The organism is Stenotrophomonas sp. NPDC078853, from assembly GCF_044901215.1.
In the GTDB taxonomy this organism is placed as follows: domain Bacteria; phylum Pseudomonadota; class Gammaproteobacteria; order Xanthomonadales; family Xanthomonadaceae; genus Stenotrophomonas; species Stenotrophomonas lacuserhaii.
Map to the genome: position 1 here is coordinate 133,291 of NZ_JBJDOQ010000001.1, position 26,297 is coordinate 159,587.

The 26,297-nt window shown below is 67.8% G+C and carries 20 protein-coding genes; 6 read left to right on the top strand and 14 right to left on the bottom strand.

Going from position 1 to position 26,297, the window contains the following annotated elements:
- Nucleotides 1-34 precede the first annotated feature (34 nt).
- From ACI2JH_RS00575 to ACI2JH_RS00600, 6 genes are all read left to right on the top strand, one after another.
- Entirely contained in the window at nt 35-640 is a 606-nt protein-coding gene (locus ACI2JH_RS00575; protein WP_404735118.1) for a M23 family metallopeptidase, read from the top strand.
- 154 nt (nt 641-794) lie between these two features.
- On the top strand, nt 795-1,439 hold the full coding sequence (gene paoA, locus ACI2JH_RS00580) for an aldehyde dehydrogenase iron-sulfur subunit PaoA (protein ID WP_404735119.1): 645 nt from the start codon (nt 795-797) through the stop codon (nt 1,437-1,439).
- Nucleotides 1,436-2,386 (top strand): FAD binding domain-containing protein, encoded by a 951-nt coding sequence (locus ACI2JH_RS00585; protein WP_404735120.1) that lies wholly within the window; start codon nt 1,436-1,438, stop codon nt 2,384-2,386. Before paoA ends, ACI2JH_RS00585 begins: the two co-directional genes overlap by 4 nt.
- Nucleotides 2,387-2,389: 3 nt before the next feature.
- Nucleotides 2,390-4,588 (top strand): aldehyde oxidoreductase molybdenum-binding subunit PaoC, encoded by a 2,199-nt coding sequence (gene paoC, locus ACI2JH_RS00590; protein WP_182656101.1) that lies wholly within the window; start codon nt 2,390-2,392, stop codon nt 4,586-4,588.
- The gene (locus ACI2JH_RS00595; RefSeq protein ID WP_404735121.1) at nt 4,585-5,586 is read left to right on the top strand and encodes an XdhC family protein; all 1,002 of its coding nucleotides are present in this window, start codon (nt 4,585-4,587) and stop codon (nt 5,584-5,586) included. Before paoC ends, ACI2JH_RS00595 begins: the two co-directional genes overlap by 4 nt.
- Nucleotides 5,583-6,188, top strand: coding sequence for an NTP transferase domain-containing protein (locus tag ACI2JH_RS00600; protein ID WP_404735122.1), 606 nt, complete (start codon nt 5,583-5,585; stop codon nt 6,186-6,188). Before ACI2JH_RS00595 ends, ACI2JH_RS00600 begins: the two co-directional genes overlap by 4 nt.
- Before the next feature lie 211 nt (nt 6,189-6,399).
- On the opposite strand, the gene ACI2JH_RS00605 is transcribed toward ACI2JH_RS00600, so the two are convergent.
- From ACI2JH_RS00605 to glgA, 14 genes are all read right to left on the bottom strand, one after another.
- The gene (locus tag ACI2JH_RS00605; RefSeq protein WP_404735123.1) at nt 6,400-6,990 is read right to left on the bottom strand and encodes a hypothetical protein; all 591 of its coding nucleotides are present in this window, start codon (nt 6,988-6,990) and stop codon (nt 6,400-6,402) included.
- A 74-nt stretch (nt 6,991-7,064) separates the two neighbouring features.
- Nucleotides 7,065-9,419: a GH92 family glycosyl hydrolase gene (locus ACI2JH_RS00610; protein WP_404735124.1), complete on the bottom strand. Its 2,355-nt coding sequence runs from the start codon at nt 9,417-9,419 to the stop codon at nt 7,065-7,067.
- Nucleotides 9,420-9,496: 77 nt separating this feature from the next.
- Nucleotides 9,497-9,820, bottom strand: a complete 324-nt coding sequence (locus tag ACI2JH_RS00615; protein WP_101100661.1) for a thioredoxin family protein — start codon at nt 9,818-9,820, stop codon at nt 9,497-9,499.
- A 3-nt stretch (nt 9,821-9,823) separates the two neighbouring features.
- Nucleotides 9,824-10,243, bottom strand: a complete 420-nt coding sequence (locus ACI2JH_RS00620; RefSeq protein ID WP_042613567.1) for a host attachment family protein — start codon at nt 10,241-10,243, stop codon at nt 9,824-9,826.
- 138 nt (nt 10,244-10,381) lie between these two features.
- Nucleotides 10,382-11,074, bottom strand: coding sequence for a YjjG family noncanonical pyrimidine nucleotidase (locus ACI2JH_RS00625; protein WP_404735125.1), 693 nt, complete (start codon nt 11,072-11,074; stop codon nt 10,382-10,384).
- Between the two features lie 165 nt (nt 11,075-11,239).
- Nucleotides 11,240-13,237 (bottom strand): HWE histidine kinase domain-containing protein, encoded by a 1,998-nt coding sequence (locus tag ACI2JH_RS00630; RefSeq protein WP_404735126.1) that lies wholly within the window; start codon nt 13,235-13,237, stop codon nt 11,240-11,242.
- Between the two features lie 7 nt (nt 13,238-13,244).
- Nucleotides 13,245-13,646: a response regulator gene (locus ACI2JH_RS00635; RefSeq protein ID WP_232767830.1), complete on the bottom strand. Its 402-nt coding sequence runs from the start codon at nt 13,644-13,646 to the stop codon at nt 13,245-13,247.
- Nucleotides 13,647-13,809: 163 nt separating this feature from the next.
- Complete coding sequence (glgX, locus tag ACI2JH_RS00640) at nt 13,810-15,915, bottom strand: glycogen debranching protein GlgX (protein ID WP_101100657.1); 2,106 nt, start codon at nt 15,913-15,915, stop codon at nt 13,810-13,812.
- A complete protein-coding gene (locus tag ACI2JH_RS00645) occupies nt 15,902-16,081 on the bottom strand; it encodes a DUF2934 domain-containing protein (protein WP_101100656.1) in 180 nt (59 codons plus the stop codon). Before ACI2JH_RS00645 ends, glgX begins: the two co-directional genes overlap by 14 nt.
- Nucleotides 16,071-18,611: a malto-oligosyltrehalose synthase gene (treY, locus tag ACI2JH_RS00650; protein ID WP_404735127.1), complete on the bottom strand. Its 2,541-nt coding sequence runs from the start codon at nt 18,609-18,611 to the stop codon at nt 16,071-16,073. Before treY ends, ACI2JH_RS00645 begins: the two co-directional genes overlap by 11 nt.
- A complete protein-coding gene (gene malQ / locus ACI2JH_RS00655; protein WP_404735128.1) occupies nt 18,608-20,485 on the bottom strand; it encodes a 4-alpha-glucanotransferase in 1,878 nt (625 codons plus the stop codon). The genes treY and malQ overlap by 4 nt, the downstream gene beginning before the upstream one ends.
- Entirely contained in the window at nt 20,482-22,221 is a 1,740-nt protein-coding gene (treZ, locus tag ACI2JH_RS00660) for a malto-oligosyltrehalose trehalohydrolase (protein ID WP_404735129.1), read from the bottom strand. Before treZ ends, malQ begins: the two co-directional genes overlap by 4 nt.
- Complete coding sequence (gene glgB, locus ACI2JH_RS00665; protein WP_404735130.1) at nt 22,218-24,455, bottom strand: 1,4-alpha-glucan branching protein GlgB; 2,238 nt, start codon at nt 24,453-24,455, stop codon at nt 22,218-22,220. Before glgB ends, treZ begins: the two co-directional genes overlap by 4 nt.
- Nucleotides 24,452-25,990, bottom strand: a complete 1,539-nt coding sequence (glgA, locus tag ACI2JH_RS00670; RefSeq protein WP_404735131.1) for a glycogen synthase GlgA — start codon at nt 25,988-25,990, stop codon at nt 24,452-24,454. Before glgA ends, glgB begins: the two co-directional genes overlap by 4 nt.
- Nucleotides 25,991-26,297 lie beyond the last annotated feature (307 nt).

A 26,297-nucleotide genomic window follows, 5' to 3' on the forward strand; every position in this document is an offset into this window, starting at 1 on the left:
CATGCTGGACCGTCCTCCATGACCGGCCTGCCCTTTGACTGATCCCGCCGCCGCACCTGCAGGGCCTTCGCCTGCGCGAAAACTCCGCCGCTGGCTGTTGCGCGTGGCCTGGATCGCCGTGTTGATCGTGGCCGGCGGTGCGCTCTGGAACAGTCGCTGGGCCGCGGTGCCACGCGCGATGTGGGATATCTCGCGGATGCCCGCGCCCACCGCCCTGCCGGTACCGGTCGAAGGCGTACGCGCGCGCCAGGTGGCCGACACCTTCGGTGCGCCACGCGGCGCCGATCGCACCCATGCCGGGGTGGACATCTTCGCCGCACGCGGCACCGCCGTACGCAGCGCCACCCGCGGCATCGTGATGGACGTGCGCGAGGGCGGCCTGGGCGGGCGCCAGGTGTGGATCCAGGGGCCCGCGCGGGAACGCTATTACTACGCCCACCTGGCTGGATGGCGGGACGGGCTGGCGCGCGGCGAGGTGGTCGATGCGGGCACACTGCTGGGTTACGTCGGGGACACCGGCAATGCGAAAGGCACGCCGCCGCACCTGCATTGGGGCATCTACGGCGCGCAGGGCGCCTACGATCCGCTGCCCCTGCTGAAGGCCTGGGCAGCACGCCCGCCATCTGAGTCGGGTCGCTGACCCCGCGCGCCTCTGCTCGTTTCTCCCTCCCGGTGTCGGTTCACCCCCTGACTACTTGGCTGCGGCCATGCTGGAGTCCTCGGCGCCCTGCCTGGATCGGAGCGCCGCGATCCCCTCAGCCATGCCTGCACCCGCCATAGAGGATCCGCCTTGCATGAATACCCCTCCCGAATTCGCGCTCAGCCGGCGCACCCTGCTCAAGCTCGGCGCGGGCTCGGCATCGGTGCTGGTCGCCCCTGCCGCCATGGCTGACGTGCCTGGAATCGGCACCCCCGCGCGCGCGCCCGTCACCGCCGAGGTGGCTTTCAAGGTCAATGGCCGAGCGCGCGCACTGAAGCTGGATACGCGTGTCACCCTGCTGGACGCGCTGCGCGAGCACCTGCACCTGACCGGCACCAAGAAAGGCTGTGACCACGGCCAGTGCGGCGCCTGCACGGTGATCGTCGACGGCCGTCGCATCAATGCCTGCCTGAGCCTGGCGGTGATGCACGAAGGTGCCGAGATCACCACCATCGAGGGCCTGGGATCACCCGATGACCTGCACCCGATGCAGGCCGCCTTCGTCAAGCATGATGGCTACCAGTGCGGCTATTGCACGCCCGGGCAGATCTGCTCGGCCGTTGCGGTACTGAAGGAAATCAAGCAAGGCATTCCCAGCCATGTCACCGCCGACCTGACCGCGCGCAGCGAGGCCAGCGCTGAAGAAATACGCGAGCGCATGAGTGGCAACCTGTGCCGCTGCGGTGCCTATTCCAACATCATCGAAGCCATCGAAGACGTCGGAGGCCAGCGCGCATGAGAGCCTTCACCTACGAACGCGCACGCACTCCGGCCGAAGCCGCCGCTGCGGCCGCCCGCACCCAGGGAGCCCGCTTCATCGCCGGCGGCACCAACCTGCTGGACCTGATGAAGCTGGAGATCGAGATCCCCAGCCATCTGATCGACGTCAACGGACTCAAGCTGGATACGATCGAGGCCACCGAGGACGGCGGCGTGCGCATCGGCGCGCTGGTGCGCAACACCGACCTGGCCGCCGACAGCCGGATCCGCCGCGACTATGCCCTGCTGACCCGTGCGCTGGTCGCAGGCGCGTCCGGACAGTTGCGTAACAAGGCAACCACCGCCGGCAACCTGCTGCAGCGCACCCGCTGCCCCTATTTCTACGATACCGCCCAGCCCTGCAACAAGCGCCTGCCCGGCAGCGGCTGCGCGGCCATTGGCGGCGTCAGCCGGCAGCTGGCGGTGATCGGCACCAGCCCATCGTGCATCGCCACCCATCCCAGCGACATGGCCGTGGCCATGATGCTGCTGGATGCAACGGTAGAGACCGTGCGCGCCGACGGCAGCACGCGCCGCATCGGACTGGATGATTTCTACCGCGCACCGGGAAAGACCCCGCACATCGAGACGGTGCTGGAGAAGGGGGAGCTGATCACCGCGGCCCTCCTGCCTGCCCCACTGGGCGGCACCCACCTCTACCGCAAGGTGCGCGACCGCGCGTCCTACGCTTTCGCGCTGGTTTCGGTCGCCGCCGTGCTGCAGGCCGACGGCAGCGGCCGCGTGGCATTGGGTGGGGTGGCCTACAAGCCATGGCGCAGCGATGCCGCCGACGCGCTGTTGCCGCAGGGCGCGCGTGCGGTGATCGGCAACCTGCTGCAGGGCGCCACGCCCAGCCCTGAAAACCAGTTCAAGGTACAGCTTGCCGAACGCACGCTGGCCTCGGTCCTGCTGCAGGCGAGGAGCTGATCCATGAAATTCGATACCCCCGCAGGCACCAATCCCATCGACCAGATGAAGGTGGTCGGCAAGCCGCTTGATCGCATCGATGGCCCGCAGAAGACCACCGGACATGCCCGTTATGCGTATGAGTGGCACGACGTCGCCGCATCGCCCGCCTATGGCTACGTGGTCGGCGCCGGCATCGCCAAGGGACGGGTCAGCGCGATGGACCTCGACGCCGCACGTGCCTCGCCCGGCGTGCTCGCCATCGTCACCGCCGACAACGCCGGCCCCCTGCACAAGGGCGACCGCAATACCGCCCCGTTGCTGGGTGGCCCGCAGGTCGACCACTACCACCAGGCATTGGCACTGGTGGTGGCCGAAACCTTCGAGCAGGCGCGCGCCGCCGCGGACCTGGTCCGGATCCGCTATGCCCCGAGCAAGGGGGTGTTCGACCTTGACGCTGCGAAAAGGGCCGGAAACAAGCTGCAGGACACCGATCCCGATGCACGCGTGGGCAACTTCGAGAAAGCCTACGGCGATGCACCGGTGACGCTGGACGCCACGTACCACACGCCTGACCAGTCGCACGCGATGATGGAACCGCACGCCTCGCTGGCCGCCTGGGAGGGTGACCAGCTGACCGTGTGGACCTCCAACCAGATGATCGCCTGGGGAAAGAAAGACCTGGCCACCACGCTCGGCCTGCCGGAGGACAAGGTGCGGCTGGTGTCGCCGTTCATCGGCGGTGGCTTCGGCGGCAAGTTGTTCATCCGTTCCGATGTGGTACTGGCTGCGCTGGGCGCGCGTGCGGCCAAGCGTCCGGTCAAGCTGGCGCTGCAGCGGCCGCTGATCGCCAACAACACCACCCACCGGCCTGCCACCGTGCAGCGCATCCGGCTGGGTGCCACGGCCGAAGGCACGCTCACCGCGATCGGACATGAGTCGTGGTCGGGCAACCTTGCCGGCGGTTCGCCGGAAGAGGCGGTACAGCAGACCAAGCTGTTGTATGCCGGCGCCAATCGACTGGCCGGCCTGCGCCTGCACACGATGGACCTGCCGGAAGGCAACGCCATGCGCGCACCGGGCGAAGCACCGGGGCTGATGGCGCTGGAAATCGCCATGGACGAAATGGCCGAGAAGCTCGAGCTGGACCCGGTCGAATTCCGGATCCGCAACGATACCCAGGTGGACCCGTCCAACCCCGAACGGCCGTTCTCGCAGCGGCAGCTGGTGCAGTGCCTGCAGCAGGGCGCGCAGCGCTTCGGCTGGGACAAGCGGTCCGCCGCGCCAGCCCAGCGCCGCGATGGCCGCTGGCTGGTCGGCATGGGCGTGGCCGCCGGCTTCCGCAACAACCTGGTGATGAAGTCCGGCGCGCGGGTGCGGCTGGATGGCAAGGGCCATGTCACCGTGGAAACCGACATGACCGACATCGGTACCGGCAGCTACACCATCCTCGGCCAGACCGCTGCGGAAATGCTCGGCGTCAGCCTGGACCAGGTCACGGTGAAGCTGGGGGATTCCAGCTTCCCGGCCTCGGCCGGCTCGGGCGGCCAGTGGGGCGCCAACAGTGCCACCGCCGGCGTATTCGCGGCCTGCACCAAGCTGCGCGCGGCCATTGCCGGCAAGCTCGGCTACGACGCGGACAGCGCCACTTTCGCCGACGGCAAGGTCCGCGATGGCAACCGCTCGGCGGCGCTGGGCAAGGCCGCCGCCGATGGTGACCTGGTGGTCGAAGACAGCATCGAGTTCGCCAGCCTGGAAGAGAAGTACCAGCAGTCAACCTTCGCTGCACATTTCGTGGAAGTCGGCGTGGACGTGGCCACCGGCGAAAGCCGCATCCGCCGCATGCTCGCCGTCTGCGCCGCCGGCCGCATCCTCAATCCGAAGACCGCGCGCAGCCAGGTGATCGGTGCGATGACGATGGGCATCGGCGCGGCGCTGTCCGAAGAGCTTGCCGTGGATACCCGCCTGGGCTTCTTCGTCAACCACGATCTGGCCGGCTATGAAGTGCCGGTGCATGCCGATGTCCCACACCAGGAGGTCGTGTTCCTGGACGAAGCCGATGCGATCTCTTCGCCGATGAAGGCAAAGGGCGTGGGTGAGCTGGGCCTGTGCGGTGTCAGCGCCGCGGTGGCCAACGCAATCTACAACGCGACGGGCGTGCGCGTGCGCAGCTACCCGATCACGCTGGACAAGCTGCTCGGTGGACTGCCGGACATCGCATGACCCGGCTGCCTGCCATCCCGATAGTGGACGTGCCCGACGCCGGGATGGCCCGTGTGGTGGAGGCCGCGGCCGCTGCCTGCACCGCTGGCCAGCCGGTGACGCTGGCGGTGGTGCTGGAGACCGAAGGCTCGACCTACGCGCGGGCCGGCACCCTGGTGCTGTTCGGCGAACACACGCACGTCGGTTGGCTCAGCGGGGGCTGCCTGGAGCCGGAGATCGAGCGCATGGCACGGGGGTGCGCCACGAGCGGTCGCATCGGCTGGATGGAGATCGATACCCGCGACGATTCCGCGTTGTTCTCCGGCAACGCGGTGGGCTGCCGCGGCTGCCAGCGCCTGCTGCTGTTGCCGTTGTCCGCGCTGCCTGGGGTCGCCGTGGTGCTGCAGGGATGGTTGCGTGGCGAGGGTCCGATGCGGCTCGACGTGGACGCCGGCGGCGGCGTGCGCATCGGCTGTGCAGAGGTCGCGGTGGATCAGCGCCTTCCCTCCGATTGCTGTGGTTTCGATGCGCCGCAGGGACTGTGGTCGCTGCGCTGGATGCCGCCACCGCGCACCCTGATGCTCGGCGCCGGCCCCGAGGTGGCGGCGCTGTGGCCAACGCTGCGGGGCCTCGGCTGGCAGGTCCGGGTAGCGGACCCGCGCGCAACGTGGCGCGCGCGCAGCCCGGTCGAGGTGGAGCCACTGGCTGCCTCGATCGCGCTGGCCAATACCCCCGCCGTGCCCGATGTCGTGCTGGTGATGCATCACAATTTCGAACTCGACCTGCAGGCGCTGGAGGCGCTGGCACCCTGCCCCGTGCCGTTCATCGGCCTGCTGGGCCCGACCCGGCGCCGCGATGACCTGTTCTCGTTGCTGCCTGATGCCGCCCGGCACGCGCTGCAGCCACGCCTGCATGCGCCGGTGGGGCTGGACCTGGGGGGGCGCGGCCCCGACGCCATCGCACTGAGCATTGCCGCCCAGTTGCAATCGTGGCGCCACGATGTCTTGGCGCCCGCGTGAGTAAGCGTGGCGGTCATGCCGTGGTGCTGCTCGCCGCCGGCAGCAGCACACGGCTGGGCCAGCCCAAGCAGCTGCTGCGCCGCGACGGCGAAACCCTGTTGCACCGTGCGGCACGTATCGCGCTGGAGACCGGCCCGGAGGTCCTCGCCGTTGTGCTGGGCAGCGATTCGTCTGCGTACCAGGCCGCACTCCAGGACCTGCGGTACGAGAGGGTGATCAACGAAAACGCCGCCAGCGGCATGGCCGGCAGCCTGCAGGCTGCTGTATCGCACGTGGCCGGCCATGCGCAGGTGTTGGTGCTGATGTCGGACCAGCCGGCGCTTTCGAGCGCGCACCTGCAGTGCCTGCTGGAGGGTGCACGCCGGTCACGCTCCGGCTGCGCGGCTACCCGCCTGCAGGGGCTGGCCGGCGTGCCTGCGGTGGTGCCCGGTGACTGGTTCAACGCGTTGCCGCAAGGCGCGTCGAATGTGGGCTTCCGTGCCCGCCTGCGCGCGCTCGCCGACGATGCGCTGCTGCTGTTGCCGGCAGGCGGCATGGAACTGGACATCGACACCCCGCAGGACCTGGCGCATGCGCGCGCCTTGGGGATGCTGGACCCCTGATCCCGAACCCGTTCTGCGTCGGCGATGACGGGCGGGGCCGGACGCTGGGGCTGTGCGGGGGACGGCAAAAGCCGCTCCTGCGGGCCTCGTTTCGCGCCATCCATGGCGCTCAACGCCCCCGCCCAGCCCCACCGCCCGCCCCTCTGACAGGTCCCAATGGCCGCCAGCGGCGTGATGAAATAAAAGAACAAATGCAGCGCAGCGCTATCGGTCACTGGATGCGTTGCAACTGCCCCGGGCTCCAATCAAACCGCCACACATGCGGACCCGGCGTCGGGCAGCCTTCGAGCTTCGCACGCTCCCGGTCCTTCTCGAAGCAGAACGTAGAGCCCGCCGCAGCGGTGAAACGCACGATGATCTTTCCATCGGCCACCTGCAGCGCGTCCAGTCGGCCAGGCACATGCTCCTCGGCATCGGTGGCATATCCGGCGGCGCGTATGGCCGCCATGTCGCTGTCATCGATGGCGTTCGCACCCGGATGCAGCACCTGACCGCGGCGGTCGCCTTCGGAGAGCGCGGTCATCACCACCAACTCGTTGGACTGTTCAAACGTTCCGCCGGTATAGGTGGAACTGTAGACGTGGATGATCTCGGCGACACCGTCGCCATCAAGGTCCGCTACGCGGACCTGCAATGGGCGGTAATCATGCTGGATATCATCGCCGGGAATCCGCTGCAGCACCGCACGTACCGCGGTGCGCGCCTCGGAATCGGTAGGGACCTTAGACGCGGCGGCGGCGGCGGCGCCCTCTGCGTGCGTCAGTGCCAAGCCCAGCATCATCAGCGATAACACCATCGACATCGTGCCACCTGCGGGTTCCGGGTCCACCGATCATGGCGGCAAGCAGGACGCGCCGCCATGGGCAGGTACGCCGGTTACTGCTGCAACGCGCGGGACATCGAATACGGCCGTTCGGCGTCCTTTCCGGGCCATGCGGTGTTGGGTTCGGCCTGCATCACGAATCGCAGCTCGCCCCCGGCGATGATCTCGTCGTGGCGCAGGAACGCACGCTGCAGCGGCTTGCCGTTGAGCGTGGCCGAGGCGATGTAGCCATGTCCCGCCGTCAGGCCTTCGGCGACGATGGTGAAGACCTTGCCATTGGGCAGGTTCAAGGTCGCCTTGGGCAGGAACGGCCGGCCGATAATGTACTCGCCACTGCCCGGTGCCACCGGATAGAAACCCAGCGCGGTGAACAGATACCACGCCGACATCTGGCCGAGGTCGTCATTGCCTGCCAGGCCGTCGGGGCGATCGGCGTACTGGGTGTCCATGATCTGCTTCAGGCGGGCCTGGGTGCGCCACGGCTGGCCTGCATGGGCGTACAGGTAGGCTACGTGGTGGCTGGGCTCGTTGCCGTGCGCATACCAGCCGATCAGCCCGGTGATGTCTTCCATGTGCTCGAACACGGCCGGGTCGACCTTGGCCTCGAACACCTGGTCCAACCGCTTCAACAGCGCGTCGCTGCCGCCGTGTGCATCGGCCAGGCCCTGCACGTCCTGCGGCACGTACCAGGAATACTGCCAGGCGTTGCCTTCGGTGTAATCAGTGCCATAGCCGCTGGCCGACGGATCGAACGGGGTGCGGAAACTACCGTCGCGCTTGCGCGCGCGCATGAAGCCGGTCTCCTTGTCGAACGCATGACGCCAGTTGCCCGCGCGCTTGCCGAACTCGGCGGCGACCTCGGTGCGGCCCATCGCCTGCGCCATGCGCGCGATGGTCCAGTCGTCGAAGGCATACTCCAGCGTCTTGCTGGCCGCCTCGCCTTCCTCGTCGATCGGCACCCAGCCCAGCTCGCGATACTGCGCGATGCCGTCGTAAGGACCGTAATTGGCGGTGGCGACCATCGCCTCCAGCGCCTTGTCGGCATCGAAGCCGCGGATGCCCTTCAGGTAGGCATCGGCGATCACCGGCACGGCGTGGTAGCCGATCATGCACCAGGTTTCCTGGCCATGGAACGACCACACCGGCAGCATGCCGTAAGGGCTGTGCGCCTGGTGGGCGATCAGCGAATTGATGAAATCACTGTTGCGCTGCTCCGGCTGCACCAGGGTCAGCAGCGGATGCAGGGCGCGATAGGTATCCCACAGCGAGAACGTGGAATGGTGGCGGAACCCTTCGGCACGGTGCACCGCATTGTCCGGACCACGGTACTGCCCATCCACGTCCATCGACAGGGTCGGCCCGAGCAGCGAGTGGTACAACGCGGTGTAAGCGCTGCGGCGGTCCGGCAACGGCGCTTCGATGTCCACCACCGCAAGCGCTTCCATCCACTTCTTTTTCGCATCGGCGCGTATGCGGTCGAAGTCAAACGCTGGCACCTCGGCATCCAGGTTGGCGATGGCACCTGCCTCGCTCACCGAGGAAATGGCCACCTTCGCCACCAGCGGACCGTCGAGCCTGCCGAAATCAAAGGTCGCCACCAGCTGGCGGCCTTCCACCTGTGCCCGCTGCAATGGTGAGCCGTGCCCCGGCGGCGGGAAGCCCTTGTAGGCGATGTCGGTTTCGGTGTTGTGCAGCGCATGCCCGGTGACCGGACGCGAGAAACGCATCGCGAAGTACAACTGCCGTCCCGGTGCCCAGCCCCTGGTTTCGCGGAAGCCGGTTACCGTGCCGTCTTCATGCACGCGCAGGCGCGACCACAGGATCTTGCCGGGGTAGTCGTACAGGCTGGTGCGCAGGTCCAGCAGCACCTTGGCCTGCTCCCCTGCCGGGAAACGATAGCGGTGCACGCCGACGCGCTCGCTCGCGGTCAGCTCGGCGCGTACGCGGTAATCGTCCAGGGTCACTGCGTAATAGCCCGGCTCGGCGCGCTCGTCCTTGTGGCTGAAGCGCGACGCATAACCACTGCGCGGCTTGTCCGGATCGCCGCGTTCCAGACCGGGCTCGCCGGTGTAGGGCATCAGCAGGACATCGCCGAGGTCGGAATGGCCAGAGCCTGAAAAATGAGTGTGCGAGAAGCCCACGATGCTGCTGTCGTCGTGGCGGTAACCGGCAGCCCAGCCATAGGCCTTTTCGCGTGGCTGGATGCGCGTGTCCGGGCTCAGCTGCACCATGCCGAACGGCACGGTCGCACCGGGATAGGTATGCCCCTCGCCCGCCGTGCCGATGAACGGATCGACGGCAGCGAAAGCGCGCTCACCCACGCTGGCAGCACCGGCCGCGGTTGCCGCCGAGCCCAGCAGCATTGCGGCAGCAAGAAGTATCCATCGACGCTTCGCACGGTTTGGCATGGGCGGCATTTAGATCGATTCAGGGAACCCGATCCTAGCATCGGCGCGCGCGCCGTTCATGCTGCATTGCGTTGTTGCTAGACCGCCATCGCATTCTGCAGCGGCGCGAGGTCGTGCTCGCGCAAAGGCCGGACCACCCGCGCCACCTCCTGCCCGTCACGCAGCAGGATCAGCGTGGGCCACAGCTTGACCGCAAACGAGCGCCCCAGCGGGCGCCCCTTGCCATCCTCCACCCACAGGTGGTCAAGCGCATGACCCTGCACGAACGCCTGCACCACCGGCCTGGCGGCCTGGCAGTGACCGCACCATGTCGCTCCGAACTCAAGCAGAAGCCAGCCCTCGCTGGCATCTACAGCCGATCGCAGTGGCTCCGGCTGCGGCGTTCCTGCAGGCATTGTCATGACTCAGCCCAGTGCGCGCTGGATGTCTTCCAGCGGTGCGTTGGTGAAATCCTTGGCCAAGTCACGCACCAGCCGCGATTGCACTTCTTTGTGCAACTGCGGACGGATCCGGCCAAGTGTCTGCGGATCGGCCACCAGCACCAGGTGGGTGTAGCGGTTGTTCAGGGCATCATCGTTCAACTGCTCGGCCAGCTGCTTGGCGAACGTCGCCTCGTTGAGCTGGGCGATGCTCATGTCCTTGGGCACCGCACCGGAAGGCCCCTGTCCGGAGACGCCGGCTTGGCTGACATCGCGCAGCACCAGTTCGTCCTGCTGCTTGAGCTTGAGCTCGGTCTTGCTGCCGACGTTGGTGAAAACGCGGGCCGAGCCGCCGTCGGCGACAACAATCAACGTGCCTTCGGGGATGGGAGCGTGCTCGGTCATGGTCTTTCCTCTGTGTGGTGCGCTACGGCATGAAGCCCCACCGTAGAGGCTGCCATGTAAGCGTCCTGCAATGCCGGCGTGTGCGTGCCGTGCATCCTTGCGCAGAAGCAGGCGCAGCGCCGCGCCCGGCCGAGGCGTTCAGCTCACTCCAAGCACGGCAGGCAGGTCATTGAGCTTTTCAACCTGCCAGGTAGGCAGGACCTCGCCGGTGAGCGCAACAGCGTCCGGATTGAACCAGCAGCTGTGGATCCCGAAGCGGTTGGCACCCAGGATGTCCGCTTCCAGCCGGTCACCGATGATGATCGTGCGCTGCGGTTGGAAAGCACGGGCCATGGCGGTGGCGTAGGCGAAGAAACGCACGTCCGGCTTGGCGTGGCCGCAGGCTTCGGACGTCGCCACGAAGCTGATCAGGTCGGCCAGCCCGGATACCGCGATGCGCCGGTTCTGCACCTGCTCGATGCCGTTGGTGATGATGCCGATCTCGCCGATCGCCGCCAACGCTTCGCAGGCGGCGCGTGCACCGTCCACCAGCACCACCGTCTGCGGCAACCACTCCAGGTAGACCTGGCCGGCGCGCGCCGGATCGGCGTCGATGGCATGCGCCGCGAACAGGCGCCGGAAGCGCTCGACCTTCAGAAAATCCTTGTCCACCCTTCCCTGCTCCAGCGCCTCCCACAGCGCACGGTTGCACTGCTGGTAGGTGGCATACAGCGGGTCCACCGCCGCTTCGACACCGAGGCTGGACAGCGTACGGGCGAAGGAGAGCCGTTCGGATGCGCGGAAATCCAGCAGGGTATCGTCCAGGTCGAACAGGAAAAGCCGGTAATCCATGGGCGGGGAGCGTTGCGGCGGGAGTAAAGGCTAGCATTGCCGTCTGCCCCCGGCCCAGCATCGCCGCCCGCTGGCCTGCGTTACGGGAACGCCCCGTGACGGCGGCGCCGGGGTATTCGAGCGAGGCAGGCGACGCGGCGCTTCAAGATTCCGCGCATCAGCGAATCAGGCCGTCCCGGCTTGCACCAGACGCGCAAGCGCGCGGGCGATTCCTGCCGGCGTAGCCGGCTTCTGCAGGCGCACGAAGCGACCCGCTTCGAGCGAGGCAGCCCCTTCGTCATAGCCGGTGACCACCACGAACGGCAGCCCTGCCCGTTGCAGGGCAGCGATGACTCCGGTCTCGGCGCCCTGCCCGAGGTTGATGTCGATTACCGCCGCATCCACCCCGCCGCCATCCAGCCGCTGCAGCGCGGCCTGCAGGGTCGAGCACGGTCCCTGCACCACGGCGCCGGCGCTGCGCAGCGCAGTGGCGGTGTCATGGGCGAGATAGAAATCATCCTCCACCACCAGGACGCGATGACCGGCAAGCAGCCCGGCATCGCCCAGGTCGACCGAACCACCGGCAATGGACGTGCCCTGCGGCGCATCCGTCTGCAGGATGCTGTCACGATGCCGCAACGGGAAGGAAATGCGTGCCTCGGTCCCCTCCTCAGCCACCTGCAGATGGCCCTCGCCTTCCAGCTCATACGGAATCCGGTCTTCGATCAGCGAGGTGCCGAAGCCGCGGCGGGCCGGCGGCTCCCAACCCGGACGCGCAGCATGCGTTTCAACCCAGTGCAGGTCGACCCAGCGCTGCTGCTGCGGGTCCTCGCGCACCTGCCAGCTGACCTCCAGCCTGCCGTCAGGATCGCGCAGTGCGCCATGTCGGAACGCATTGGTGGCCAGTTCGTGGATGGCCAGCGACATCACCTCGGCCGCCTTCGGCGGCACCATGACGGTCGGTCCGTGCAGCACGACCCGCTGCGCGCCGTAGGACGAAGAAGAGAGCTCGTCGTTGAGCAGGCCCCGCAGATCGATGCCGACGTTGCCGGCGCGGGTCAGCAGGGCCTGCGTGCGTGCCAGTGACATCACCCGGCCGGACAGGCGTTGCGCGTAGTCATCCACGCTGGTTGCCGATTCGCGGGTGCGCAGGGTGATCGAGCCGATGGTGGCCATGATGTTGCGTACACGGTGCTGCAGCTCGGCCACCAGCACGGATTGATGCTCGGCCCAGCGTCGTTCTTCGGTGACATCGCGGGCGATGCCGGCGATCCGGCTGACCCGTCCCTGCTGGTCGAACAGCGGAAAAACGGTGTCACGCACCCAGCGGAACCGGCTGTCGTCCTCGCGCTGCACGCGGAACTCATGGACGCGCGGCAGGCCATCGCGCACTCCGGTTACCGCATCAATGGCGGCTTGCCGGTCATCAGGCACTACCCGCGCCGCCCAGCAACGCAGCGCGCCTGACGCCTGCCCCGGGCGCAGCCCGTACACCGCATCGAAGGCGGTGCTCAGCAGTTCGGTGTCCAAGCTGTCGGCATCGCGGATCCACAGCGCATCGGACGAAGCGGCGGCAAACTGGCGGAACCGCTCCTCGTTGGCCTGCAACGCGGCATTGGTCTGTCGCAGCTCTTGCTCGGTACGCTCGCGCTCCACCCGCGCCACGTGCTCGGCGGTGGTGTCGAACATGGTCACCAGCACGCCACTGATCGAGCCATCGCAGGCGCGCATCGGGCTGTAGGTGATGGTGAACCACACATCCTGCAAGCGGCCGTGACGGCGCAGGGGATAGCATTTGTCGGAGAATGTCAGGGTCCTGCCCTGCCACACCTGTTCGTAGAGCGGTTCATTGATGTGCCAGACTTCCGGCCAGCATTCCGCCGTCGGCTGGCCCAGCCCGGCCGGGTGCTTGTCCGCCATGATTTCAGCGTACCCGTCGTTGTATATCTGGAGCAGGTCGGGGCCCCACAGCGCGATCATCGGGAAGCCGTGGGCAGCCATCAGGTCCACGCAGGCGCGCAGGTGCGGGGGCCAGTCATCCATGCTCCCCAGCGGTGACGCCGCCCAGTCATGGCCCTGGATGCGCTCGCGCATCCCGCCGCGGGCGCCTGTGCCCATCAACCCCGCATGATCGACCGGACGGCCGGACTGCGGCGAAAGGCGCGGATCCAGATGGCTGGCCATGGCCAAGTCAGCTGCTGCCGGGCACGTGACGTGCCTGCAGCGCCTGTTCCAATGCGTGGGTCAGTGCTTCCAGGCGGTAGGGCTTGCCGCAGCGCGGGGCATCGGCAAAGCGCTCAGGTACGTTGTCGTCGTAACCCGACGTCAGCACGAAGGGAATGTTGCCATCGCGCAGGCGGTCCGCCAGCGGATATACCAGCTCCCCGCCGAGATTGATGTCCAGCAGCGCGCCGTCCACCGGCTGCGCGTCCAGCAGCGCATCGAGCGCCTTGAGGTTTCCGGCAGGACCGACCACGTCGACGTCCTTCATCTGCAGATATTCCACCAGGAACATGGCGATGTTGTATTCGTCTTCGGCGACCAGTATCCGCTTGCCCGCCAGCCCGCCATTGTCCACGTTCGTCACCGTCACACACTGCCTCCAGGAGTAGCCCCGCCACATCGCGGCGCCATGAATACAGCACGATGATGGACGCAGTGCACCGCAACGGAACGTGACGGGATGGTTTGTTGCGCTTTGACACCGTTTGCGGGCAGGTGGCGCGGCCGCTGGATGCGCCACCTGCCCACCGCCTTCAACTGCTGCTGGCTGCCAGCAGGCACAGGCTGTGGCCGGGCAGTTCCCAAAGCCCCTCGTCATCCTGGTGCAGTGGCAGCTCGGGCGTCTGCAGCAATACCTTGCGGAAATCCATGCCTTCCAGGGCGACCCGATACACTTGCGGCGAGCCGCCGGTATTGATCAGCAGGGCCAGGCTGACGTTGCGGCCGGACGCGTGCGCCGGCGCCGGACTGCGTCCGTCCAGCACTATGGTCAACGCCCGGCGCTCGCCGTCGTGCCAGTCGGCCTCCTGCATGCGGTGGCCTTCCGGCGTCAGCCAATGGATGTCACCACTGTGCTGCCCGGCATCGCGCAGGAACCGGTTGCGCCGGAGCAGTCCGTAGCGGCGGCGCAGCAGCAACAGGCGCCGCACGAAGGCGGCCTGCGCCTGCGCGGCCGGCTGCTCGGCGCGCTCCCAATCGATCCAGGCCAGCTCGTTGTCCTGGCAGTACACGTTGTTGTTGCCGTGCTGGGTTTGGCCGAACTCGTCGCCCGCCAACAGCATCGGGGTGCCCTGCGAAAGCAGCAGCGTGGCGAGCAGGTTGCGCATCTGCTGCGCGCGCAGGGCCAGGATCGACGGGTCGTCGGTCTCGCCCTCCACGCCATGGTTGCTGGACAGATTGTGGTCGTGCCCGTCGCGTCCATCTTCTCCGTTGGCAAGGTTGTGCTTGTGCTGGTAGCTCACCAGGTCGTGCAGCGTGAATCCATCATGGGCCGTGATGAAATTGATGCTCGCCGAGGGGCGGCGCCCATGATGGTCGAACAGATCGGCCGACCCGGTGAAGCGTGCGGCGAAACCGGGAAGCTGGCCGCCATCGCCCCGCCACAACGCGCGGCTGGTGTCGCGGAATCGATCGTTCCACTCGGCCCAGCCCGGCGCGAAGGCACCCAGCTGGTAACCACCCGGACCGATATCCCACGGCTCGGCGATCAGCTTGACCTGGCTCAGCACGGGATCCTGCCGCACCGCGTCGAGGAAACTGCAGGACGGATCAAAGCCATGCTTCTCGCGCCCGAGGATCGTGGCGAGGTCGAAGCGGAATCCGTCCACGCGCATTTCGGTCACCCAGTAGCGCAGCGAATCCATCACCATGCGCAGCGCACCGGCATTGGTGAGGTCAAAGGTATTGCCGGTGCCGGTATCGTTGATGTAGTAACGCCGGTCATCGCCCAGCCGGTAATAGCTGGTGTTGTCGATGCCCTTGAACGAGAGCGTCGGGCCCAGTTCGTTGCCTTCGGCGGTGTGGTTGTAGACCACGTCCAGGATCACCTCCAGCCCGGCATGGTGCATGCGTGCCACCATCTGCTTGAACTCCGCCACCGTGCCCTGCGACAGGTAACGCGGATGCGGTGCGAAGAAACCGATCGAGTTGTAGCCCCAGTAGTTGCGCAGGCCCTGATCCAGCAGGTACTGGTCATCGATGAAGGCGTGCACCGGCAGCAGCTCCACTGCGGTCACGCCCAGGTGCGTGAGGTGATCGACCAGCGCATCGTGGCGCAGCGCCGAGAACGTGCCCCGCTCGTCCTGCGGCACCGACGGGTGGCGCATGGTGAGTCCGCGCACGTGTGCTTCGTAGATCACCGTGCGGTCCCAGGGGGTGGCGGGCGCGCGTTCATTGCCCCAGCTGAAAGCGGGGTCGACCACCGCGCAACGCGGCATATAGGCGGCGCTGTCACGGCGGTCGAAACTCAGGTCGCGGTCGCGGTGACCGATGGTGTAACCGAACAGGTGGGGAGCCCACTTGAGCTCGCCGACGATCTGCTTGGCATACGGGTCGAGCAACAGCTTGTTCGGGTTGAAACGATGGCCCGCGTCCGGCGCATAGGGCCCGTGCACCCGGTAGCCATAACGCTGGCCGGGACGCGCATCGGGCAGGTAGCCGTGCCAGATTTCGTCGGTGTACTCGGGCAAGGCGATGCGTTCCTTCTCGCGCCCGCGGGCATCGAACAGGCACAGCTCCACCTTGGTGGCGTGCCGCGAGTACAGTGCGAAATTGACGCCCAGTCCGTCCCAGCTTGCACCCAGCGGATACGGCAGACCCTCGCGCACGCGCGAGGTCTGCGTCCATTTACGGAGCGCCAACGGCTGCCTCCTCCGGTTGCTTGCCATGAGCGGCTTCGATATCGGCCAGCACCAGGCGCTCGGCCATCTGCCAGTGGCGTACCTGTTGGCCGTCCGGGCGCCCTTCGGCCTCCCAAATCTGGTGGGCCAGCGCGGCCGTACGCCGTTTGCGTTCCTCAGCGTCCATCATTCTCTCCGTTGTCCAATACCCATATCGCCAGCGGCGCCCCATCCAGCAGCGCATCTGCCTCGATGTCGTCCCCACCCTCGCAGCGGCGCGCGTCAAGCAGGCTGCGCCAGTGGCCCGCAGGCAGGCCGACGCGGGCGCGCCCGCTATCCTCTTCGCGCAGCAGCGTGCCCGGCGCCAGGGGCGTTTCCAGCCGTGCCGTCGTGTCGAGCACCAGCAGCAGCTGGTCGTCACCGAGCTGTCGCGACAGGACCCACGCACCGGCGTTGGCAGACAGCAGCGTCAGCGAGCCATCGGCGAACAGCGCTGGCACCGCAGCGCGATGACGGAGCAGGGTCGCCAGCAGCAGCGCCTTGGGACTGCCCCCGCTCCAGTGTTCCTGCAGGGCCTGCTGCCAGTCTGGCGGCGAGCCGAGCCATGCGCGCCGCTGCAGGTAGTCGACCTCGCGTCGGTTGTCCGGATCCACCAGGCTGGTGTCCCAGCCTTCGTTGCCCTGGTACAGATCCGGTACCCCGGGGCAGCACAGCTGCAACGCCAGCTGCACCAGCCCCAGCCGCGCGGCGTGCGGTGCGATGGCGTGCACGAACGCGTCCAGTGCCGAGCGCAGCGGCGCCGCCTGCGGGCTGCTGCCCAGCCATGCCAGCCAGTCCGATGCCGCCTGTTCGAGCGCGCGGTCCGGATCGCTCCAGCTGCTCATCTGCTTGCCTTCGCGCAGGGCCTTCTGCAACCACCCGTCAACGCGGCCGATGAAGCCGGCATCCACGCGTTCAGCCTGCAGCGGCCAGCTTGCCAGCAACGTCTGCCACACCATCAGGGTCTCTGCACCCGGCAGCGGACAGGGGCGACCGGCCTGCGTGGCGAGCTCGTTCCACTGCGCCAACCGGGCTGACCAGTGCGTGAGGTTGCAGCTCACCGCGGCCAGACGACAGCGCGCGTCCGGACCGCGCTTGTGGTCGTGCGTGGCCACTGCCAGCATCGCGCGCGGCCACTGCTGCGCGCGTTGCCGTGCCCGCAGCAGGAATTCCTCCAGCGGCAGGTGCAGCCTGCCTGGATCACTGCCGACCTCGTTGCGCGACAGCAGCCGCCCGTAGCGATAGAACGCGGTGTCTTCAACCGCCTTGGCATTCAGCGGTGCGGTCAGCTGTTCAAACCGGGTCAGCACGGCGGGATTCCCGTGCAACCAGACACACAGCTGCTCGAGCGCGGCGCGGTCACCTTCCCCCAGCTGGGCGGCGGCGTCGTCGCCAGCACGCGCCAGCCACGCCCGATCCGCTGCCGAGCGCAGCCCATGCGTGCGGTAGACCGGAAAATGCTGCAACAGGGCCCGCAGGGCCCGTTCCAGCATGCCGCCGGTGATGTCGGCCGCGGCGGGATCGGCCCGCCGCTGGGCATCAAGCAGCCGCAGCAGCCGGTCGAAGTCGCAACGCAGCGAACCCTGCAGCATCTGCAGGCGTGCCTGCTGCTGGTGCTGGTCGAAGCTGCGGGCATCGCCGCTGGCCGAGTGCCAGAGTGCGTGCAGGGCAGGTCCGGCTTCGCTGTCGTGCAGCAGCGCCCCGACCTGGTCCATGAAGTCGTAGCCGGTGGTTCCGTCGCAGGCCCAGTCGGCGGGCAGCGCTTCGTCATCGGCCAGGATCTTCTCCACGTGCAGGGTGATCGCCTCGGCGGGCCGACCGGACGCCATGGCAGCCTGATCCAGACCGCTGCGCAGCCGACCCAGGTACCCCTGCGGATCAGCCAATCCATCGACATGGTCCACGCGCAGACCGTCGACATGGCCCTCGGCGACCAGGCGCAGCGGCAATGCGTGGACGGCGTCGAAGACCTCCGGGAGCTCCATCCGCAGCGCGACCAGGCCATCGATGTCGAAGAAGCGCCGGTAGTTGGCATGGTCGGCGCCGGTACGCCACCAGCCCAGGCGATACGCCTGCCGCTGCAGCACATCCTGCATCCGTTGAGGGCTGCGCTGGCAACGCGCGATCCACCCAGGCCAGCTGTCTGCCTGCGCCGGATAGCTCAGCGGCGACAGCGGCAGTGCCAGATCGTGGTGGCGCAGGCAGGGCCCTTCTCCATCGATGTCCAGATGCAGCACGCCGTCCGCAAGGGCGGCAGCCAACGGCCTGTCCAGCACCGCCAGCCACAGCCTGCCGTCGCATTCCGGGGCGTCCCAGTCGATATCGAACCAACCTGCGTGTGCGCTGCGCCGGCCATTGCGCAGCACATCGTTCCACCACGCATTGGCAGGATGCACCGCCATGTGGTTGGGCACGATGTCCAGCAGAATGCCCATCCCATGCTGTCGGGCGGCATCGGACAGTCGATGGAAGCCTTGCTCGCCGCCCAGCTCCGGGCTGATGCGGGTGGGATCGACATTGTCATAGCCGTGCGTCGAACCCGGCACGGCGCTGGCAATCGGGGACAGGTAAAGGTGGCTGATGCCAAGCCGGGCGAAGTAGTCGACCTGGGCAGCCGCCGCATCGAAATCGAAGCCGGCGTGCAGCTGCAGGCGAACGGTGGCGCGCAGCATCGTCATGCAATGGCTCCCTGCCTGCGCTGTGCAGCGAAGGCCGCCAGCCGTCCTTCGATCGCCGCGTCATCAGCGTGCGATGCCATCCGGCGGCACCAGTTGGGATGCGCTTCCACGGTGCCCGGCAGGTTCGGCTGTTCGATGCTTGCCGTGGCATCTTCCAGCGGCAGCAGGGCCAGTACGGACGGTGCGCGCGCGGTGAGTGCCAGCGCATCGCGCTGCAGGTCTCCGCTGTCCACGCCTTCGGCGCGCGCCCGTGCAGCCAGCTGCTGGACCTCGGCCTGGCGTTGTACCGTTTGCCTCTGGTCGGCGGCTTCGTCGTTCCAGCCCAGCCGCCTGCGCCACTGCAGGTCGCGGCTCTGCAGCCAACCCGCCACCGGAGGCAGATCATGGGTGGAGGACATCGCCACGGCCGATTTCCGCCACTGCGCGGTGGGCAGGAAGCCCTGTTCATCGCGGTTGAAGGCGAGCACTTCCATGCCCAGCACGCCGCGCGCGGCGAGCGCATCCCGGATGCCCGGCGGTACCACGCCCAGGTCTTCGCCGATCACCACGCAGCGGTTGCGCCAGGACTCAAGCACCAGCAGGTTGAGCAGGTCATCGAAGGGGTAGCGCAGATAGATGCCCTGCCCGGCACCTGCTCCGCGCGGCAAAACCCACAGCCGCAGCAGGCCCAGGATATGGTCGATGCGGACTCCGCCGCGTTGCGCCATCACTGCACGCAGCAGGGTGATGAACGGCGCGTAGCCCTGGGCGCGCAGCGCGCCGGGCGCATAGCTGGTGATGCCCCACGCCTGGCCATGCGGATTGAATGCATCCGGTGGCGCGCCGAGTTCCAGGCCTTGCAGCACGGCACCCGCGTTGTCCTGCGCCTCGACACCGGCCGGATCGAATCCCACTGCAAGGTCGGCGATCAGGCCGATCGCCATCCCGTCCTGGCGGGCGTCGTGCTGCAGCTGGCGCCAGCTGGCCTGCGCCAGCCACTGGCCAAACGCCTGCAGGGACGCCGGGCTGCGCGACAACGCCGCGGTCTGGGCAGCCCATGAGGCCAACGGCGCACCACCGGCCATCAGTTCGGATTCGATCTGGCGCCACTGTCCGGGACGATGGGTCTGCAGCCAGGCCGGCAACCGGCCGATCCACTGCCACTTGGCAGCGGCCGCCTCGGCCCATTCAATCTGCTCATCGGCTTCGTGGGCGGCAAGCCGCGCATCGAGGTCGGCATCCGCTGCGCGTACCGCCGCGGCGGCTTCGGGAAGCTGCTGCAGGGGGGCGCCGTGCAGGGGTTCAAGCCAGCGCCGGTCGCTCGGCGAATAGGGACTGAAGCCGCTGCGGATCGGCATGCTGGCGTGGATCGGCGAAAGCGCGATCGCCGTGGCTCCGTGCGCGCGCAGGCGCGGGATCCAATCCGCGATGCCGGCGCTGTCACCGATCCCGCCGTCCCCGGTTCCGGGCACGCTGTAGACCTGTGCGGCGACACCCCAGTGACGGCAAGCGGTGCCTGGTCCGGGAAACCAGCTGCGCTGCGGCGCCACCGCCACAGCCTGCAGCCGCGGGCCTTGGGCCCAGTGCCAATAGCCGGGAGTCGGGGGCGCCTGCCACTGCCCTGCCCCTGTCTGCCGCGCTGGTTGCGCTGTGCCGTCTTCTGCAACCCAGTGGGCTTCGCCGCTGCCCGCGCCGGGCACCGACAGCGTGTGCCCGACCACGCAGGTCAGCAGAGGCGGGGCGGCGCCTGCCGCTCCGGCACTGTCTGCCAGCGACCTCAGCACCGCTTCGACCACATCCGGCGCGACCTCCCGCTCGACGCCAGCCACATCGGTCCAACGGACCTGCAGGCCGGCCTCCGCCGCGCGCAGCAGCAGCGCGTGCTCGCTGCTCATCGCGGCACCCAATGCACGCACACGCTGCCGGCGGCGATCTGCCCGGGCGCTGCGTCCTGTTGTTGCCATACCCGTGTCCCGTCGGGAAGTTCGTGCCCCAGCGCAGCTTCGCCGACGTTCAGCGCGATCCACCATTGGCCATCGGGGAGCTGCCAGCCCGCCTGCACGGCACCGGGGCCCAGCACGCGGGCGCCCAGCGGGCGCGCATGCGCAAGCCCGGGCTGCAGATAACGGCGGCGCAACGACAGCAGCGTGGTGAACACGGCGAGATGATCAGCGGCCTGCGCATCGTCGGCCGCCGGCAGGGCGACACGTGAGGCCTCGAAGGTGGAGCGTGCATTGGGATCGGGAATCCGCTGCCGCTGGTCGGCATCGGCGAATGCCGCGAACCCGGCGAACTCGCGCCGACGGCCTTCGCGCACCGCCTCGTCCAGCGGCGGCAGGTAATCGGTGAAGAACAGGAACGGTTGCCTGGCCTGCCACGGTTCACCCATGAACAGCAGCGGCACCATCGGGACCAGCAGGACCAGCGCCAGCGCGGCACGTGCGTGATGGGCGGGCACCAGCGAAACCAGTCGCTCGCCCAGCGCCCGGTTGCCTATCTGATCATGGTTCTGGGCGAAGATCACGAAATGCTGGGGAGGCACGTCGGCGCTCGGCTCGCCGCGCAGTTCGCCCTTGTGGTTGCGCTCGCCCTGCCAGGCGAATCCTTCCGAAAGCGCCCGCGCAAGCAACTGGGGGGCGCGCCCGGCATAGTCGGCGTAGTAGCCTTCCGACTCACCGGTGAGCATCACATGCAGTGCGTTGTGCAGGTCGTCATTCCACTGCCCCTGGTACCCCTGGCGCAGCCACGAGGCCTGGTTGCGCTCGTTCTCAAGTACCAGGTGCACGTGCGGCCGGTCGGCGCAGCCGGCGCGGATGGCCTGCAGCAACTCGCCGAGGAACGCGTTCGGGGTGATTGCCTGCACCGCATCCAGCCGCAGACCGTCAAAGCGATATTCCTGCAGCCACATCAGTGCGTTGTCGACGAAGAAGCGCTTGACCTGGGGCTGGTTGAAGTCGATGGCTTCGCCCCAGGGTGTCGGGGCCTGGTCGTTGAAGAACGCCGATGCGTAGCTGGCGAGCAGGTTTCCCTGCGGACCGAAATGGTTGTAGACCACGTCCAGCAGCACCGCCATGCCGTGCGCGTGGGCGGCGTCGACCAGCCCCTTCAGCTCATCCGGATGCCCATACGCTTCGGCCGGTGCATAGGGGAATACACCGTCATAGCCCCAGTTGCGTCGGCCGGGGAACTGCGCCACCGGCATCAGCTCCAGCGCGGTGATGCCCATCGCCGCCAGCGCAGGCAGCTGTGCCTTCAGGCCGGCGATGCCACCGCTGCACCCCAGGTGGACCTCGTAGATGACCAGTTCCTGCCACGGCCGGCCTTCCCAGCGCGCCTGCCACACATGGCCATCGTCGGGCAGCAGCGCGCTGGCGCCTTCCACGCCATGCGGCTGCCAGCGCGATGCAGGATCAGGCACCTGCGCCTGGCCGTCGATCAGGAACCGGTAAGGTGTCCCGCTGCTGCCGCAGGCCTCCACGCGGAAGCAACCGTCCTCGCCCGGCGACATCGCGTGTACTTCGCCATCCAGCACCAGCGCCACCTCACGTGCGTCGGGCGCCCACAGGCAGAAACGGTAACGGCCGTCCCCAAGGGGCCATGCACCCAGTCGCTCCCTTACCGCTGCCGTCATGCATCCACCTGCAGGTAGAGCGTGGCCAGCGGCGGCAGGGTCAGCTGCAGCGAGTGCGGCTGACCGTGCATCGCCTGCGGCTCGGTTGCCAGCGCGCCGCCGTTGCCGACGTTGCTGCCGGCGTAGAACATGCTGTCGCTGTTGAGGATCTCCCGCCACCGCCCCGCGCGCGGCACGCCGACACGATAGCCATGGCGGGGCAGCGGAGTCAGGTTGCTGACCACCAGCAAGGGCGGTGTCACCCCTCGGGGATCGTGGCGCACGAAGGCGAACACGCTGTTGGCATGGTCATCGCCGATGCTCCATTCAAAGGTGCGCTCATCCTGCTCGTCGCGGTGCAGCGCCGGATGCCGGCGCAGCAGCTGGTTGAGGTCACCGACCAACCTTGCAAGGCCCTGGTTGAGCGGGCGTGCGGCCTGCTCCCAGTCGAGCGCTTGACCGTGGTTCCATTCGTGGCTCTGCCCGAACTCGCCGCCCATGAACAGCAGTTTGCTGCCCGGGTGGGCCCACATCAGCGCGTAATAGGCGCGCAGGTTGGCGAAACGCTGCCAGTCATCGCCCGGCATCCGCGCCAGCAGGGCCCCTTTCCCGTGCACCACCTCATCGTGGGACAGCGGCAGCACGTAGCGTTCCGAGAACGCATACACCAGGCCGAAGGTCATCTCGCTGTGGTGATGCTGGCGGTGCACGGGGTCATGCTGCATGTAGCGCAGCGAATCGTGCATCCAGCCCATGTTCCATTTATGGGTGAATCCCAGCCCCCCCTGCTCCACCGGGGCGGTGACGCCGGGCCAGGCGGTGGATTCTTCGGCGATCACCATCACCTGCGGGAAACGTCCGCGCAGCGTGGCGTTCATCTGTTTCAGGAAGGCCACCGCCTGCAGGTTCTCACGCCCGCCGTGCTCGTTGGGCACCCACTCGCCGTCGTTGCGGCTGTAATCGCGATACAGCATCGAAGCCACCGCGTCCACGCGCAGTCCGTCGATGTGGAAACGCTCGATCCATTCCAGCGCGCTGCCGATCAGGTAGGCCGCCACTTCGTTGCGACCGTAGTTGTAGATCAGGGTGTGCCAGTCCTGGTGGAAGCCTTCCCGGGGGTCGGCGTGCTCATACAGCGCGGTGCCGTCGAAGCGCTCCAAGCCGTGCGCGTCATTGGGGAAATGCGCACTCACCCAATCGACGATGACGCCGATTCCCGCCAGGTGGCAGCGCTCCACGAAGCGCGCGAAATCATCCGGCGTGCCGTGGCGCGCGGTCGGGGCATAGATGCCGAGTGGCTGGTAGCCCCACGAACCGCCGAACGGATGTTCACTCACCGGCAACAGTTCGATGTGGGTGAAGCCAAGTGCCTGGACGTGCGGAATCAGCCGGTCGCCCAGCGCGTTCCAGTCCAGCTCGTGGCCTTCGCCGTCGCGCTGCCAGGAGCCGGCATGTACCTCATAGATCGACAACGGCGCGTGCGAACAGGCACTGCGTTGCTGCATCCACTGGCTGTCCTGCCACTCGCGCTGCGGCGCGGGGGCGACCCGCGAGGCGGTGGCCGGGGGCAGCTCGGCCCAACGCGCCATGGGGTCGGCCTTGTCGGCGAGCACCACCCCATCTGCCCCGGTAATGCGGAACTTGTAGCGCGCACCGGCGGCGATATCGGGCAGGAACAGTTCCCAGACGCCCGCATCGTGACGCAGGCGCATGGGATGGCGACGGCCGTCCCAGCTGTTGAACTCGCCCACCACCGCGACCCGCCGCGCGTTCGGCGCCCAGACCGCGAACCGCACCCCGTCCACGCCGTCGACCTGCATGGGAACCGCTCCGAGCGCGCGCATGGCTTCGCCGTCACCCGCGCGCACACCATCCAGCACGTCATCCGGCAGCACGGGCCAGAACCCGTAAGGGTCGTCCAGCCGCTGCTCGCCGTCAGGCCAGGTAATGCGCAGGCTCGCCCGGCCAGGACCGGCGACGGCAAGCTGGAACAGGCCATCGCAGGTTGCTGCCGCGGCCATGGCCCGCTCCGTGGGCTCGCCGGGCAGCCGCGCATGGACGGCCAGCGCACCCGGCAGCAGCGTTCTCAGCAGGTATCCGCCGTTGCCGTCGCCGTGCACGCCCAGCCAGGCGAAGGGATCGGCTGGTTCACCCCGCGACAGCGCCTGCAGCGCGCCCGGAAGCGTTTCTGTCACCGTCGTCTGGACAGGGTCCTGTGCAATGGCCGAGTCCCGCACGCGCTCACCCTCCATCATGCAGCCACCCGTGCCTGCCGGTACAGGTCGAGGTATTGCCGCCCGGCGATATCCCAGCCACTGGGCCGCAGCATCGCTGCGCGCTGCATCGAACGCAGCAGGCTGGGCATGCGGAAGGTGCGCAGTGCACGCTCGACGCAGCGGCGCATGACGTTGGCGGTGGGCTCGTGGAACAGGAACCCGGTCACCCCGTCGTCCACGGTATCCACCAGTCCGCCGGTGGCGTGGGCGATGGGCAGGCAGCCAAAACGCTGCGCATACATCTGGCTGAGTCCACACGGCTCGAACCGCGAGGGCATCAACAGGAAATCCGCACCGGCGAACATCTGCCGCGCCAGTTGTTCGTCAAAACCGATCCAGGCACCGACCTGCCCCGGGAAGCGCCGCGCAAGGGCGCGCACCTGCTCTTCAACCTGCGGCTCGCCGCCGCCGATGACCACCAGCTGGCCACCGGCGGCGATGATCTGCGGGGCGACATCGCAGGTGATGTCCAGTCCCTTCTGGTGCACCAGACGGCTGACCACCGCGAACAATGGACCATCACTGTCGCGCAGACCGAACGCCTGCCGCACGCTCGCTGCATTGGCAGCGCGACCTGCACACTGCTGCACGCTGAAGTGCGCGCTCAAGTGCGCATCCGAACGCGGATCCCAGCTTGCATCGATGCCGTTGACGATGCCGCTCAGGTGCCCGCGCGCGGCGCGCCGCGCCAACAGTGCGTCCAGCCCGCAGCCATCGGCCGGCGCGGTGATCTGCTCGGCGTAGTGCAGGCTCACCGTGTTCAAGCGCGTGGCATTGACGATGCCGGCCTGCAGGAAGGACATGTGTCCGAAGAAATGCATTTCCTCCAGGTGTTCGGCCGGGATGCCCAGCGCCTCTGCAAGCGCATACGGGAACAGTCCCTGGTAGGCCAGGTTGTGGATGGTCAACAAAATGGCCACTTCGGTGCCGTCCCAGCGCACGTAGGCAGCGGCCAGCGCGGTGGGCCAATCGTTGAGGTGCAGCAGCCCCGGGGCCCAGTCCATCCCGGTGCGGCCGGCGGCGATTTCCGCCGCTGCGTGCGAGAGGGTCGCGAAGCGGATCGCGTTGTCCTTCCATTCCTTGCCTGCGGCGTCCACGTAGGGCGACCCTTCGCGATCGAACAACGGGCCGTTCAACAGGACATAGATCGGCAACCCGTCGGTCTGCAGTGCACGCCCGATGCGGCAGGCAGGCAGGTGACCCCGCGGCGCCACGCTGCCGACCACTTCGATCGAACGCAGGCGTGAGAGGACTTCCGGGTAGCCCGGAATCAATACCCTGACATCACAGGCGCTGCGCAGTGCGCGCGGCAACGAGGCGGCGACATCGCCCAGGCCGCCGGCCTTGATGAAATCCGCCATCTCCGACACCACGAAAAGCACCGGCTCGCCGCGGTCTACCGAGGTCAGGGTGGGAACGAACCTACCGCGCACATCGCGCCGGCGCAGGCGCTGGCTCGCCTTGCGCGCGACAGGTGACGGCGACGGACGACTGAATGGGGCAATGGTGTTCATCAGGTAGCTCGAAGGGCGTGCAGAATGGCGTGCCCAGCCGCCAGGAAGCAGCGGGGCCTAAAGGGAAAGTCGGCGCGGGCGTGGGGGACGCTGGCGAAGCTCTTGCAGTGAATCTATACCTGCGATCAATCAAACCTTCGTGAAATCGCTGCGTTGTCTTTGTGACATCGCGTGATGTGCGACGAACATCGCCGCATGAGCCGATCATCTGAACAGCTTCAGCGGCTGGTATCGCCACGTACCGCTTACCGATAGCGCCGCAGTGCGCGGCGACGCATCCGCGCACGGATTGGCTGAAGATTTCAGA